This window comes from Amycolatopsis sp. NBC_00345 (assembly GCF_036116635.1).
Lineage (GTDB): Bacteria > Actinomycetota > Actinomycetes > Mycobacteriales > Pseudonocardiaceae > Amycolatopsis.
The window spans coordinates 2,391,568-2,405,016 of record NZ_CP107995.1; the positions used below are offsets into that span (position 1 = coordinate 2,391,568).

12 protein-coding genes are annotated in these 13,449 nt (G+C 72.7%); 10 read left to right on the top strand and 2 right to left on the bottom strand.

What is annotated here, in order from left to right:
• The first annotated feature begins 133 nt into the window (after positions 1 to 133).
• The 6 genes from OG943_RS10575 (at position 134) to OG943_RS10600 (ending at position 7,017) form a co-directional block, all read left to right on the top strand.
• Positions 134 to 1,414 (top strand): MFS transporter, encoded by a 1,281-nt coding sequence (locus OG943_RS10575; RefSeq protein WP_328609545.1) that lies wholly within the window; start codon positions 134 to 136, stop codon positions 1,412 to 1,414.
• Positions 1,414 to 3,057, top strand: coding sequence for an HAD-IC family P-type ATPase (locus OG943_RS10580; RefSeq protein ID WP_328609546.1), 1,644 nt, complete (start codon positions 1,414 to 1,416; stop codon positions 3,055 to 3,057). Before OG943_RS10575 ends, OG943_RS10580 begins: the two co-directional genes overlap by 1 nt.
• A complete protein-coding gene (locus OG943_RS10585) occupies positions 3,042 to 4,235 on the top strand; it encodes a cytochrome P450 (protein ID WP_328609547.1) in 1,194 nt (397 codons plus the stop codon). Before OG943_RS10580 ends, OG943_RS10585 begins: the two co-directional genes overlap by 16 nt.
• A 346-nt stretch (positions 4,236 to 4,581) precedes the next feature.
• Positions 4,582 to 5,481, top strand: coding sequence for an ABC transporter ATP-binding protein (locus OG943_RS10590; RefSeq protein ID WP_328609548.1), 900 nt, complete (start codon positions 4,582 to 4,584; stop codon positions 5,479 to 5,481).
• The gene (locus OG943_RS10595) at positions 5,478 to 6,245 is read left to right on the top strand and encodes an ABC transporter permease (RefSeq protein ID WP_328609549.1); all 768 of its coding nucleotides are present in this window, start codon (positions 5,478 to 5,480) and stop codon (positions 6,243 to 6,245) included. Before OG943_RS10590 ends, OG943_RS10595 begins: the two co-directional genes overlap by 4 nt.
• Positions 6,232 to 7,017, top strand: a complete 786-nt coding sequence (locus OG943_RS10600; RefSeq protein ID WP_328609550.1) for an ABC transporter permease — start codon at positions 6,232 to 6,234, stop codon at positions 7,015 to 7,017. The genes OG943_RS10595 and OG943_RS10600 overlap by 14 nt, the downstream gene beginning before the upstream one ends.
• A 4-nt stretch (positions 7,018 to 7,021) precedes the next feature.
• Here OG943_RS10600 and OG943_RS10605 read toward each other — a convergent pair whose 3' ends face one another.
• On the bottom strand, positions 7,022 to 8,371 hold the full coding sequence (locus OG943_RS10605; protein ID WP_328609551.1) for a hypothetical protein: 1,350 nt from the start codon (positions 8,369 to 8,371) through the stop codon (positions 7,022 to 7,024).
• A 196-nt stretch (positions 8,372 to 8,567) separates the two neighbouring features.
• Between OG943_RS10605 and OG943_RS10610 the strand changes: the two genes are divergently transcribed.
• The 4 genes from OG943_RS10610 (at position 8,568) to OG943_RS10625 (ending at position 12,385) form a co-directional block, all read left to right on the top strand.
• A complete protein-coding gene (locus OG943_RS10610; RefSeq protein ID WP_328609552.1) occupies positions 8,568 to 9,731 on the top strand; it encodes a cytochrome P450 in 1,164 nt (387 codons plus the stop codon).
• Between the two features lie 83 nt (positions 9,732 to 9,814).
• Complete coding sequence (locus tag OG943_RS10615) at positions 9,815 to 10,882, top strand: methyltransferase (protein WP_328609553.1); 1,068 nt, start codon at positions 9,815 to 9,817, stop codon at positions 10,880 to 10,882.
• Between the two features lie 2 nt (positions 10,883 to 10,884).
• The gene (locus OG943_RS10620) at positions 10,885 to 11,649 is read left to right on the top strand and encodes a tyrosine-protein phosphatase (protein WP_328609554.1); all 765 of its coding nucleotides are present in this window, start codon (positions 10,885 to 10,887) and stop codon (positions 11,647 to 11,649) included.
• Positions 11,633 to 12,385, top strand: a complete 753-nt coding sequence (locus OG943_RS10625; RefSeq protein WP_328609555.1) for an SDR family oxidoreductase — start codon at positions 11,633 to 11,635, stop codon at positions 12,383 to 12,385. Before OG943_RS10620 ends, OG943_RS10625 begins: the two co-directional genes overlap by 17 nt.
• A 125-nt stretch (positions 12,386 to 12,510) precedes the next feature.
• Here the strand turns inward: OG943_RS10625 and OG943_RS10630 are convergent, their stop codons facing one another.
• Positions 12,511 to 13,440 (bottom strand): DMT family transporter, encoded by a 930-nt coding sequence (locus OG943_RS10630; RefSeq protein WP_328609556.1) that lies wholly within the window; start codon positions 13,438 to 13,440, stop codon positions 12,511 to 12,513.
• Positions 13,441 to 13,449 lie beyond the last annotated feature (9 nt).

Consider the following 13,449-nt stretch of genomic DNA (forward strand, 5'->3'; position numbering starts at 1 on the left):
AGGTCCGGCCCTCCGCACCCTCCACAGTGGCTTCCGCCGAAGTCCCGGCCTTCGGGCCGCCAAGGCCGCTGCGGCCGAGGCGGCCTCCCGCCCCGGCCGCGCTGAATCCGCCACGCAGAAAGGATTTTCCGGCATGACCGTCGTACCGTCCGCGGGCTCGGTCCGTGGGTCCCGGCTGATCGTCGCGGGTGGCAACTTCCTCCAGTTCTTCGACTGGATCCTGTACTCGCTGCTGGCGCCGGTGTTCGCGACCCAGTTCTTCGGCGGCGACCGGCTGAGCGCGGCCTTCCAGGCGTTCCTGGTCTACGGCGGCAGCCTGCTGCTGCGCCCGCTGGGCGGCGCGCTGGTCGGCCGGTTCGCCGACCGGCACGGCCGGCGGCGGGCGCTGATGATCGGGGTCGGCGCGGCGGGGGTGGCGTCGCTGGCGATCGCGGTGCTGCCGGGCCGGTCGACGATCGGGGTGGCCGCACCGGTGCTGCTCGTGCTGGCGCGGGCGCTCGCGGCGCTCGCGTTCGGCGGTGAATGGCCCACCGCGGTGACCTACCTGATGGAATCGGCCCGGCGGGGCACCCGGCTGGTGCAGGGCAGCTACTTCGTGCTGACGTGCACTGCGGGCGGGTTCGCGGCCTCGGCACTGGGCACGCTGATGTCGGCGACGCTGGGGCCGGCCGCGCTGCAGGACTGGGGCTGGCGGGTGCCGTTCGCGGTCGCCGGGGTCACGTCGCTGGTGCTGTGCGTGCTACGGCGGGGCCTGGCCGAGACACCGGCCTACCTCGGCGCCGGGCCGGTGGAGCCGGCCGAGCGGCGCCCGGGGAGCATCCGGCCGGCGCTCGCGGTGGCGGCGCTGGCCGCGGCGGCCTCGGTCACGACAACCACGTTCTCCGTCACGGTGCCGGCCATCGCCCAGGATCGGCTGGGCGCGTCGCCCACGGTCGTTCTCGGTGCCAACACCGTGGTCACCGGGGCGCTGGTGGTGCTCGTGCTGCCGATCGGGCTGCTGGCTCAGCGATTCGGCCTGCACCGGACGCTGGCGTTCACCAGCATCGGGTTCGTGGTGGCCGTTCCGGCCCTGTACCTGACGATCCGGCCGACCTTCGGCGGGCTGCTGCTGGCGTCCGGCGTCGGGATGCTGCTGTCCACCACACAGGGGGTCACGCTGCCGGAAGCCATGGCGTCGGTGTTCCCCGCCCGGCGGCGCGGGTTCGGAGTCGGGCTGTCACAAGGCATCGCGGACGCCGTGTTCGGCGGGTTCGCTCCCTCCGCGGCCCTGGCGCTGGCGGCCTCCGGCCGTGACGGCTGGTACGTGGCCATCGTGTGCGGGCTGGTGCTCCTCGGCTGGGGCGCGATCGCGGTGGTGCTGCGCAGCACGGCCGGCCACCAGCTGGACCCACTGCCGACGGACGTCACGGTTTGATGGGCCCGCTTCTCGCCGCCGCCGGCGTGGTGCTGGCGCTGTCCGGCGTCACGGTGCTGGCGGCGTCCGGCAAGGCCCGGCGCCGGCTCGGTTCGCGGAATTCGGCCCTGCGCGCGGTGGCCGAGGAGCTGCGCGGCCGGCCCGAGGCCGCGGGCGAGGTCGTGGACGTGGCCGCGGGGGACCTGGTGCCGGGTGACGCCCAGGTCGAGGACGGGCGCGCGGTGGTGCGGGACCTGCCGTTCCCCGGCACGGACCTCGTCCGGGAGCGCGGGGGCGAGCGGTCGGCGGTGACCGGCGGGGCCCGGATCGTCGAGGGGCGGCTGCGGGTGCGGCTGCTGAGTTCCGGGCCCGGATCGATCGTCGCCTGTGCCGCCGCCGTGACGGCTCCGGCGGCGGTTTCGCCCGTCGTCGGGTGCGCGGGGGTGCTGCTGCTCGCCGCCGGCGCCGCGGCCGGGGTGCCGCCGCTCGCCGCCGTGCTGGCGGTGCTCGGTGTGCTGCTGGCCTGGCGGCCGTTGCGGCGTCTCGTCTTCGTGCTCGGGCTCGCGGACCTCGCTGAGGGTGGGTTGCTGGCCAGGAATGCGGACGTCGCGCCGGCCATCGCGGGCGTGGAGGTCCTGCTGATGGACAAGAACGGGACGCTGACCCACGGGCAGCGCCGGGCCCAGTCGCTGGTGGCGGTCCCCGGAGTCGGCGCGACCGACCTCGCGCGCGCCGTCGTGCTCGCCGGCTTCGCCGATGAGACACCGGAAGGCGTGTCCTCGATCGAACTGGTGGCGCGCGAACACGGGGCCGATGCGGCGGCGCCGCCGGACGGCGGGTGGTCGGCGGTGCCGTTCACGCCGCAGACCCGGATCAGCGGGGTGGACCTCGACGACGGGACCCAGCTGCGCAAGGGGGCCAGGGCGGCCATGCGGGAGTGGTCGGCGGCGCGGGGACTGGCCTGGCCGGCCGAACTGGACGACCTGCTCGACGAGTACGAGGCCGCCGCGATGACCGCGCTGGTCGTCGGCGACTCGCGGGCCGGGCTGCTCGGTGCCGTCGCGTTCGGCGCGCCCGTCCGTGCCCGTGTGGCGGCCGGAATCGCCGAGGTGCGGAGCCTCGGCGTCGACGTCGTGCTGCTCACCGGGGACAGCCCGGCCGTGGCCCGGCAGATGGGCCGCCTCGTCGGTGTAAGCGACGTGGTCGCCGAGGCCGACCCCGAGGCCAAGGTGGCGGCCGTCGCGGCATGGCGGTCGCGGCCCGCGGTGGTCGCGATGGTCGGTGACGGTGACAACGACGCGCCGGCGCTCGCCGCGTCGCAGCTCGGCATCGCGCCGCACAGCGGGCTTCCCGGCGCGAAAGCCGTGGCCGACGTCATCGACCTCGATTCCGACCCGGGCAAGCTGGGCTGGGCGATCACGCTGATGCGGGCACGGGCGGCGGAGGCCGGGTCGCTCGTGACGTACGCCCGGACCGCCCTCGTGCTGGCCGTCCTCGGGGCCGTGGGCACCGCGCTGACCGGATCCGCCGTCGTCGTGGCCGCGATCGCGGCGGCCGTGCTCGCGATCGCGGCCGTGCGGGCCGTGAACCGGCCCGGTGTGCCGAGACCACACCCGGCCCGACCACCATCGTCCACAAGGGAGGCATTATGGCCGCTCCGGTGATCCGCGAGCCGGACTTCCCGTTTACCCGCACCGATCCGCTCTCGCCGCCGCCCGAGGTGGCCGCGTTGCGCGCGGCGGCCCCGGTGACGGCCGTGCGGCTGGCCGGCGGCCAGCGGGCGTGGCTGGTGACCCGGCACGCGGACGTGCGCGCCGTGCTCGGGGACCCCCGGTTCAGCTCGGACATCTCGCGCCCGGGTTTCCCGGCGGTCCAGGCGGCCGCGCCGGCCGCGGTGCCCCCGGCCGCGTTCATGGCACTCGACCCACCGCGGCACACCCGCTACCGGTCCGCGCTCATCAACGAATTCGGCACCCGGCGGATCGCGGCGCTGCGACCGGCCATCCGCACGCTCGTGGACGAGCGGATCGCGCGGATGCGGGCCGCCGGCGGGCCGGCCGACCTGGTCGAGCACCTCGCGCTGCCGGTGCCGTCCCTGGTCATCTGCGCGTTGCTCGGTGTGCCCTTCGACCACGTCGACTACTTCCAGCAGCGCTCCCGCGTGGTGCTCAGCCGCTCCGCGACCACCGGCGAGGTGAGCCGCGCCAACCGGGAACTGGCCGAGCTGATCGCGGGGGTGATCGAGGCCAAGCGCGGCGAGCCGGGTGACGACGTGCTCAGCCGGCTGATCCGGCACGAGGCCGCCTTCACCGTCGAGGAGATGACCACGATGGCCGTCGTCCTGCTCACCGCGGGGCACGAGACCACCGCCAGCATGATCTCGTTCGGAGTGCTGAACCTGGTGCGGGAGCCGGGGGTCTGGGCGGCGATGGCCCGGCATCCGGAGCGGGCCGGGCCGGTGGTCGAGGAACTGCTGAGGCTGCTGACGGTCATCCAGTTCGGGGTGCCGCGGATGGCGACCGCGGACCTGGTGCTCGGCGGCGTGCGGATCAGGGCCGGCGACGGCGTCATCGCGTTGCTGGCCGGCGGCAACCTCGATCCGGACGCTTACCCCGACCCCGGCCGGCTGGACCCGCAACGCTCCGGCCCGCGCCATCTCGCCTTCGGCCACGGAATACACCTGTGCCTCGGCCACTCGCTCGCCAGAGCCGAGCTGGCGATCGTTTTCGAGGCTGCGTTCCGGGCATTTCCCGGTCTCAGAATGGCGGACCCCGGACAGCGGGTGGAGTTCGACGAAAACGCGTTCGTATACGGCCCGGAAAAGCTGATAGTCGACTGGTAGGACGCGGTAGAACACGCTGGCGCGCCTGGTGAAAACCACACCGGACGCGCTATTTGGCGTATTCAAAAACAATGATTGAGGCAATCGAGGTAATCTGATTTCGTGTCTTGACACCAGGCGGTCCAGGTTGAATTATTTGGACTGTCCGCATTTCATTAACCGTCGGTAGAGGAGGTGAAATATGTTTGACATGGACAATTTTGCCCGCGAGGTGATCGACCTGGTCGACGACTCCGGCCGGCTCGAGGTCCTGCTGCGCGGCGAGACCAACTGATCCGAGCGGGTGGGGTGCGGCGTCGCGACGGCGCACCCCACCCGTCGCGTCGTCTTGGAGGAAGAGGTTCCGGTGCTCGAAGTGGACGACGTGACGAGGACGTTCCGCGGCAGCCGCGGGCGGACGGTGCACGCGCTGCGCGGTGTCCGGATGAGCGCGGCGGCCGGCGAGGTGGTCGGGCTGCTCGGCCTCAACGGCGCCGGGAAGACGACCCTGGCCAAGGTCATCGCCACGCTGCTGCTGCCCACCACCGGAACCGTGCGCGTGGACGGGCTCGACGTCGTCGCGCAGCCACGCCGGGCCCGGGCGGCCCTGTCGGTCGTGCTCGGCGGCGACCGGGGGCTGTACCAGCGGCTCGACGCCCGCGAGAACATCCGGTTCTTCGCCACGCTCAGCGGGGTGTCCCGGCGTGATCTGGCCGCCCGGTGCGAGGAGGCGCTGGAGGCGGTCCACCTCGGGCACGTCGCGAACCGCGCCGTGCAGACCTACTCGCGCGGGATGCGCCAGCGGCTGCACCTGGCGATCGGGCTGGTCGCCCGGCCGCGGCTGCTGCTGCTCGACGAGCCGACCGTCGGCCTGGACCCCATCGAGGCGCAGAGCATCCGCGACACGGTCGCGGCCATGCGCCGTGACGGCACGTGCATCGTGCTGACCAGCCATTACCTCGCCGACATCGAACAGCTCGCCGACCGCGTGGTCATCCTGGACGAGGGGCGGACGCTGCTCGACCTGCCGCTGCCGGAGCTGATCGCCCGCGCCCGCGCGGTCGCCAGGGTCACCATCAGCGGCACCGACCAGGACCGCCGCTGGACCACCGAACTGCACCTGCCGGAGTGGACGCCGGCGGCGTTGCACGGGCTGGCCGACCAGTGGCCGGCCGGGCGGATCACCGACGTCCAGGTCAGTCACGCGCGGCTGGAGGACGTGTTCCGGGAGTTGACCGCGGCGCGCGCCGAACGGGTCGCCCGATGAGCTCGCCGGCGGTCCGGGCGCTGGGCGCGTCCGCCCGGGTCCAGTTCCGCAACACCCCCGCCGTGCACGTGGTGGTGTCCGGTGTGCTGCAACCGCTCGCGTTCGCCGTGGTGGCCCTGCTGGCGGATCGGGGGACATCGGCGGACCCGGCCACGCTGGTGCTCGGCGCCGGGTTGCTCGGGCTGTGGTCGTCGGTGCTCTGGCAGGCGAGTTTCGCGCTGCGCACCGAGGTCTGGCAGGGCACGCTGGCCGGCATCCTGAGCCGGCCCGCCGGCTTCGCCGGGGTACTGCTGGGCAAGAGCGCCGTGGGGGCGGTGTGCGGCGCGGTGCCGGTCACGCTGACGTGCGCGCTGCTGCTGGTCGTGCTGCGCGTGCCACTGCCCGTCGCGCATCCGGTGGAGTTCGTGGTGGCCGCCGTCTCGGCCGTGGTGGCCGCCGTGCCGTTGAGCGTGCTGCTGGCCTCCTCGTTCCTGCTGACCCGCTCGGCGGCCCGGCTGAGCGAGAACCTGGCGTACCCGGTGTTCATCCTCAGCGGGATGTTCGTGCCGCTCGGGGTTCTGCCCGGCTGGCTGCGGCCGGTGGCCTCGGTGTTCCCCTACCGGTGGAGCGCGGACCTCTTCACCGCGACCCGGCTGGGCGGGCGCACCGGGCCGGACTGGCTGTGGTTCGCGGTGACCGCGGCGGGGTGGTCGGCACTGGCCGCGGCCGCGGTGGCCGCGGTGCTGCACCGGGCGCGAAGGGCGGGCACTCTTGAGCTGGGCTGACTCGCCGGGCCGGGCGCGGGCGCTGGCTCGCGTCGCTTGGCGCGACTACCTCCGGCAGTACCCGCCGAGTGTCATCCTGCTGGCGCTGGCGCCGCGAGTGCTGACACAGGTCGCTTTCTGGACGTTGCTGGCGCGCGCCGCCGGCGGTCCGGACAGCGCGCGTTACGCGATGGCCGGCGCGATCGGGCAGGTCGTGGTGTCCACCATGGTGGGACGCGCGTCCGACGTGGTGCTGGAGGACGCCGTACAGGGGTTGTCCATACCGTTGCGGCTGGGCCGCACGGGCCCGGTGACCGTGGTGTTCGCCCGGTGGCTGGTGTACACCCCCGAGGCGATGCTGGCCGGGCTGCTGGCCGTGGTGGTCGCGCCGCCGCTGCTGGGTGAGCCGGAACTGCTGGGGCCGTTGCTGGGACGGTTGCCCGAACTGCTCGCGCTCGCGCTCGCCTCGGCGTGCTTCGGCGTGTTCGTCGCCTCGGCCGCGGCCTTTTCCGGGCGCGCCCAGACCGGCGTGCTCGCGGCGAACGCGGCCACGTACCTGACGCTGGTCGTGTGCGGCGTGGTGGCTCCGCTGCCCGATCTGCCGGTGCTGCGCGAGATCGCCGCGGTGCTGCCGATGACGCATGGGATCGGCGCGCTTCGCTCGGCAGCGCCGGGCCCGGAGCTCCGCGCGGAGGCGGTGACCGCGCTGGCCTGGCTGGCGCTCGCCGTCGTGGCGATCCGGGCCCGCTCCCGGCGGGCGGCGGGAACGGGCGGCGACGATGACCAGTTCTAGCGCTTCACCCGCGCCGCACGGTGAATCCGGCCACCCGGGCCCGGTCCGGTTCGAGTTCGACGCTGACTTCGCCCGCACCGCCGGCCACGGCCGTGCCGATCTCGGGGCAGCAGCCGAGGACCGCGGCGTGCAACCGGTCCCGCAGCTGCCCGGCCGCGGCGGGGAAGAGGTTCGGGTCGAACGCCGGGACCGCCCGGACGGCGATCCGGACCGGGCCGTCCGCGGTCCATTCGGTGCTCACCAGCGGGGCTCCGCCGTGCAGCGGCGAGGCGATCCGCTGGTGCAGCGGCGGCCGGGCGATCTCGGTGAACCGCTCGAGCGCGTCCCGCAACGCCCTGGGCCGCAGCACCACCCGGGTGCGGCCGCCTTCCCGGGCCACGGGGGTCTCGGCGCGGCGGCCGACGAACGACACGGTGACCTCGTCCGGTTCGCAGCCACCCGCCACCCGCTCGACCAGGTCGCCGTTGTCGTACCTGATCAGCGGTTGCACCTGGGAGAAGGGGTACAGCTCGGTCAGCACCATCCGGCCGATGCCCCCGGCCACCGGCGAGTCGCCGTCCAGCGCCACGACCTGGGGCACCACGACCGGGTCGAAGTGCATCGCGTCGCACGCCGGGCAGACCGTCGCGCCGCCGACGACCTCGGACATGCTGTAGCGCTCCACGATGTCGGTCCCGGGCCCGAACACCGACCGCAGGTAGTCGCGGATGAGCGGGGACAGGTAGTCGCTGACGACCACGACCCGGGTGATGAAGCCGTCCCGGATCAGGCCGCGGCGGGCCAGGCCGGCGCCGAGCAGCATGAGGTCGCCCGGGTTGCCGGTGAGGTCGACGACCGCCCCGTCCAGGCCCGGGAACAGCGGGTCCGCGGCGAGCAGGTCGAGCGCGCGTTCCAGGTCGTTCCCGTCGACCAGCGCGAGGCTGAGCGTCCGGTCCGCGCCGGCGGTGCCCAGCAGGCTGGCGTGCGTCCGGGTGGTCAGCAGGGAGGCGTGCACGGTCGGCGCCGCGGCGCCGGCGCCGCGTTCGGCCGCGGCCTTGCGGATCGCCGTGCCGAAGTCGGCGTAGGCGCGCAGCTCCTCCGGCCCTCGGTAGCGCACGAACGGGCGCCCGGTGGAACCACTGCTGCGGATGACCATCGTCGCTTTCCGGCCGGGATGCAGCACCGCGCCCGCCCCGCCGCCGGGACTCTCCTTCGTGATCACCGGAATGCGGTCCAGGGTCGTGACGTCCCACTCGTGCGAGTCGGCCGGGACGTCCGCCGACGACCACAGCGACGCGTAGAACGGGATTTCCCTGGCCTGCTCGATCGTGGGGGACAGCAGGCTTTCCCTGAGTGCGGTCTTGCTCCTGGCCATCGGCAGCTCCCGGGAGTGGTCTCCATGAGACGGTGAACGGATTCGTCCTCACATTAGCCGGGGAATAACGGCAAGCGCCAGGAAACATAACGAGATCCTGCACCCGGAGTGATTTTGAGGATTGCTCTTTTGGCGTACCCATAAAATGGAGGAAATCGCTGTGCACCCTTTGTTCTCAGACCCCGGATCGCGCGACGTGGCGCAGCTTCTCGGCGAAATGGCCGAGCGGAAGGTCGAATACGACCCGGGCCTTTCGGCTGTGTTCGTGTACGGCTACGACGAGGTTCGCGCGCTGCTGACGAGTCCCTCGCTGCAGAACGCGCGGCTGCGTGATCCGCTGGCGGGCGCCACGGAGGAACAGCGCGCCCTGCACGGTCCGGTCCGGGCCTTCTTCGGCCGGTGGCCGGTGTTCTCCGACGGCGATTACCACACGCGGCTGCGCCGGCTGCTGATGCCACCGCTGAGGGCGGCCGCGGTCGAGGACGTACTGGCGGAGCTTCGTGTCCGCTGCGGTGAACTGCTGCGTGAGCTGGCCACCAGGCCCGGCGTCGACTTCGTCACGGACTTCGCCATCCCGTACGTGCATCACGCCCTCGAACTGCTGCTGGGCGTCACGACGGCTGAGCTGGCCGCGCTGGTCGAACCCGCGGACCGGCTGATGGACTACCTGGCCACGCCGAAGGTCAGCGAGAACGCGGAGGTCGGCCACGCGGCGCGCCGCTCACTGACCACGTTCACCGAGGCCGTCCGGCGGTCGCTGCTGGGCAAGCCACGCTCGCCCCTCGCCCGGGCGCTCACCGAGGTGGACGGCGAACTCGGCCTCGACGCGGCCGTCGCGTCGGCGGCGCAGATCATCACCGGGACGATAGATCCCACCACCACCGCGCTGTCCGACGCCGTGCTGCACTGGGCCGCGCTCGACGCGCCGGAATCGTCCACAGTGGATGCCGACCGGTTCACGGCGGAGTCGCTGCGACTGAGCTGCCCGTTCATCTTCGCCCCGCGCAGCGCCACCGAGGCGATGCGGATCGGCGACGTGACGGCGGAGTGGGACACGAAGGTGATGCTCGTGCTGGCTGCCGCCAACATGGACGCGACCCGCTACGGCGAACCTGGCGCGCTACGGGCCGGCGGCCGCGACACGCCTTCACTGACGTTCGGCCTGGGCGAGCACTACTGCCTGGGCGCGCCACTGGCCCGGGGCATGATCGCGGCACTGGTCGAAACCCTTCGCGACGGCGAAGTGCACCTCGAGGTGGACGCCGGCACGTTGCGCCGGCGCGGCGCGGTTCACGGCACGGCCCGAGCGCTGGCCGCGCGGATCACCACCAGGACCCCGGTTCGCGAAGCCAGCCGGTGAGCCGGATCGGGCCGGCGGAATCACCGGGTCACACAGCACACGGCGGGATACCTCGCCGCCGACCACGAGGAAGAGGAATCACCATGTCTCGTTCGTCAGCACCGTCGCCGCATCCGATCATCGAGATCGGGGTGGCCTTCTGGCAGTCGAAAGCGCTTCTCAGCGCGGTCGAGCTCGGCGTGTTCGGCGCGCTGGCCGACGGGCCGATGACGGCCGGGCAGCTGAGCCGGGAACTCGGCCTGCGCAGCCGCGGGGCCCGGGACTTCTTCGACATCCTGGTCGCGTCCGGCCTGCTCGACCGCGACGAAGCGGGCTACCGGCTGACCCCACTGGCCGCGGAGTACCTCGACCCCGGCCGGCCCGCGACCGACATCAGCGGTTACCTGAGCTTCCTGAACGCCGGTTTCCCCTGGTGGTCCCGGCTGAGCGAGGGCCTGCGCAGCGGCGATCGGCTGGACTTCTCCGAGGCGCTGGCTTCGGAGGGCGCCGGTGCCCCGGGCGGCCGCGGCACGCTCGTGGCGCCGGATCCCGAAGCCGACACGTTCGGTGAGGCGTTCGCCGAACCCGGCCAGGTACGCGGGTTCCTGCGCGCTATGACCGGTTACAGCATGGGGGCCAACCGGGCCCTGGTGCACGCGTTCGACTGGGCGGCCGCGCGGACCGTGGTGGACGTCGGCTGTGCCGAGGGCTCGCTGCTGGGGCACCTGGCCGCCGCGTGGCCGCACCTGAACTGCGTCGGCTTCGACCTGCCCCAGGTGAAGGCCGGATTCGAAGAGCACCTGAAGGACGCCGCCGGTGTCACCTTCCAGCCCGGCGACTTCTTCAACGACCCGTTGCCGGAGGCGGACGTGATCGTGTTCGGCCACGTGCTCCACGACTGGCCGGTGGAAACCCGGAAGATGCTGCTGCGCAAGGCGTACGAGGCGCTGGCGCCGGGTGGCACGGTGCTGGTCTACGAATCGCTGGTCGACGACGACCGGCGGGCCGGGCTGATCGGCCTGATGATCAGCCTCAACGTGTCGCTCGTGTCCAACGGCGGCTCGGGCTACACCGCTGCCGAGTGTCACGAATGGCTGCGGGAAGCGGGATTCACCGGGACCGAGGTGTCGCATCTGGATGGTCCGGAGTATCTCGTGGCCGGTACCCGGTGACCGTGCCGGCCAACTTCCGGGACCTGGGCGGGCTGCCGGTGCGCGGCGGGTGGATCGCGCCGTCCCGGGTGTACCGGGGGGCCGGGATCCACCTGCTCGATCGCGGCGCGGTCACCGCGCTGGACACGGAGCACGGCATCCGCGGGTTCGTCGACCTGAGGTCCCTCCGGGAAGTCGAGCTCGACGGTGTCGCTCCCGTCGGTGCAGGACAGACCCGCTACGCCGTGCCGATCGAGCCGTCGCTGGACGCGCTGCGCTCGGTCGCGCCCCACGACCTGCTGCCCGCCGGCTACCTCGTGATGGTCGTCGAACGCGCGCCCGCGCTCGTGCTGGCGCTGCGCTCGATCGCCGCCGCGCTGGACCTCGGCGCCGTGGTGGTCCACTGTGTCGCGGGCAAGGACCGGACCGGTGTGGCCATCGCCGCGCTCCTCGGGCTGCTCGGCGCCGCCGACGACACGGTGATCGAGGACTACGCCGCGTCCGACCGCGCCCACCCGGACATCCTCGAGGTCTACCGGCACAGCCCGAGCGCGGCCGCGCTGGCCGGGCAGCTGCCCGCCCACCTGCATCGGGCGCCACGGGCCGCGATGGAGAAGCTGATCCGCTACGTCCACCTGCGCTACGACGGCTGGGAGGGCTGGGCCGACTGGGCCGGCGTGCCGCCCGGCTGCGTGGAATCCCTCCGCTCGCTCGTCACGTCGGAGGCCACCGCGTTTTCCTCGTTTTCCCCACCACGACAGGGAGCCGACGATGCAGCTCACGGGTAACACCATCCTGATCACCGGAGCGACCTCCGGGATCGGGCTCGGCCTGGCCACGCGATGGCACGAGGCGGGCAACACGGTGATCGTCACCGGCCGGCGCAAGGACCGGCTGGACGCGATCGCCGGCGAGCACGACGGGATCGAGACGCTGGTGCTCGACGTCGACGACCCGGCGTCGATAGCCGCCTGCGCCGAGACGGTGGCCCACCGGTTCCCCCGGCTCAACGTCCTGGTCAACAACGCGGGCATCATGCGGCCGGAGAGCCTGCGCGGCGCCGGCGACCTGCCGATCGCCGAGGCGACGGTGACCACGAACCTGCTCGGGCCGATCCGGATGTGCGAGGCGTTCGTGCCGCTGCTGACCGGTCAGGACGACCCGGTCGTGCTCAACGTGTCGGCGGCGCTGGCCTTCGTGCCGCTCCCGGCCGCGCCGACGGCCAGCGCGACCAAGGCGGCGCTCCGTTCCTACACCCAGAGCCTGCGGGTGCACCTGCGCAAGCTGGGCATCCAGGTGATCGAGCTGATCCCGCCGGCCGTGCGCACGCGGATGATGGGGCAGGCCGAAAGCGAGGAGGCAGTGCCGGTGGAGGAGTTCGTCACCAGCCTGTTCTCGCTCATCGCGGCCCACCCGGACGCCGAGGAGATCTGCGTCGACGAAGCCCGGTTCCTGCGCTGCGCCGAGGCCGAAGGCCGGTATGACAAAACCTTCGCCTTGCTGAGCCGCTCGGTCCGCGACTGACGCGGGGCGCCTTTCCCTTCGCCCTGCCGATGACAGAACACCGGGAGAGGCCGAGGAAGTGCCCGCTCGCGAATCGTGCGCGCGGGCACTTCCTCGACGCCGGGCTTGAAGGCGCTTGGCCCAAGTCAACCTGCGCGAACGAGTTCCGGCGCTGGTCGCTTGTTCGAATCCGGGACCGAGTGCGGCGGTACGTTCTCGCCGTGATGATCGGTGAACCGGGCCAGTGCCAGTACGCCACCGATGGCGAGGAGCGCGCAGAGCAGCCCGGACACGGCGACCCATCCGCTGATCGAGCTCGCTTCGCCGAGCAGCCCGGCCCCGATCGCCACGGCGACGATCGGGTCCACCACGGTGATACACGCCATTACCGTGTGTGGTGGTGCGCTGGCATAGGCCTGCTGCACCAGCCAGGCGCCGAGGAGCAGTGCGAGCAGGATGGCGATCGCGGAAACGATCAGCGTGGAGGGCGGACCGCCGTGCTGAGCCTGCTGCAGCACCGCCCTGGTCAGCACCGATACCAGCCCGTAGGCCGTGGCCGCGGCGGTGGCGAACGCGAGGCCGCGTGCCCGTCCCCTTGTCATCATGGCGAGCAGGGACATGCCGACCACGCCCGCGGCGACGAGTTCGCCGGCTCGGAGGCCGGCAGAACCGCTCACCTCGGTCGGTGTGGTGTTGTTCGCCGCGATCGCCACGAAACCGACCACACCGGCCGCGATCGCGCCGATCGCCAGCCAGCCCCGTCCGGTGAGCTTCGGCCCGCCGGCCCTGGCGGCGAACAGCGCGGTCACCCCGACCGCGAGCACGCCGACCGGCTGCACCACGATGACCGGTGCGAGGCCGAGCGCCACTGCGTGCAGGATCCCGCCGACGATCATCACGAGCAGGCCGAGCAGCCAGCCTGGCTGGCACAGCAACCGGCTGAACGAACGAAGGCGCAGCGTCGGCCCGTCGTCGGCGTCCCGTAGCGTCGTGTGCACCGCCCGGTGCTGCTTATGCGCGGCCAGCGCGGCGAACACTGCGCCCGCCATGGCAAACGCGATCCCGATGATGTTCATCCGGAACCC

Excerpts from the sequence above, each read along its gene's own strand:
- OG943_RS10575 (WP_328609545.1), top strand. The coding sequence starts at position 134 with ATGACCGTCGTACCGTCCGCGGGCTCGGTCCGTGGGTCCCGGCTGATC.
- OG943_RS10580 (WP_328609546.1), top strand. The coding sequence starts at position 1,414 with ATGGGCCCGCTTCTCGCCGCCGCCGGCGTGGTGCTGGCGCTGTCCGGC.
- OG943_RS10585 (WP_328609547.1), top strand. The coding sequence starts at position 3,042 with ATGGCCGCTCCGGTGATCCGCGAGCCGGACTTCCCGTTTACCCGCACC.
- OG943_RS10595 (WP_328609549.1), top strand. The coding sequence starts at position 5,478 with ATGAGCTCGCCGGCGGTCCGGGCGCTGGGCGCGTCCGCCCGGGTCCAG.
- OG943_RS10605 (WP_328609551.1), bottom strand. The coding sequence starts at position 8,371 with ATGGCCAGGAGCAAGACCGCACTCAGGGAAAGCCTGCTGTCCCCCACG.
- OG943_RS10615 (WP_328609553.1), top strand. The coding sequence starts at position 9,815 with ATGTCTCGTTCGTCAGCACCGTCGCCGCATCCGATCATCGAGATCGGG.
- OG943_RS10625 (WP_328609555.1), top strand. The coding sequence starts at position 11,633 with ATGCAGCTCACGGGTAACACCATCCTGATCACCGGAGCGACCTCCGGG.
- OG943_RS10630 (WP_328609556.1), bottom strand. The coding sequence starts at position 13,440 with ATGAACATCATCGGGATCGCGTTTGCCATGGCGGGCGCAGTGTTCGCC.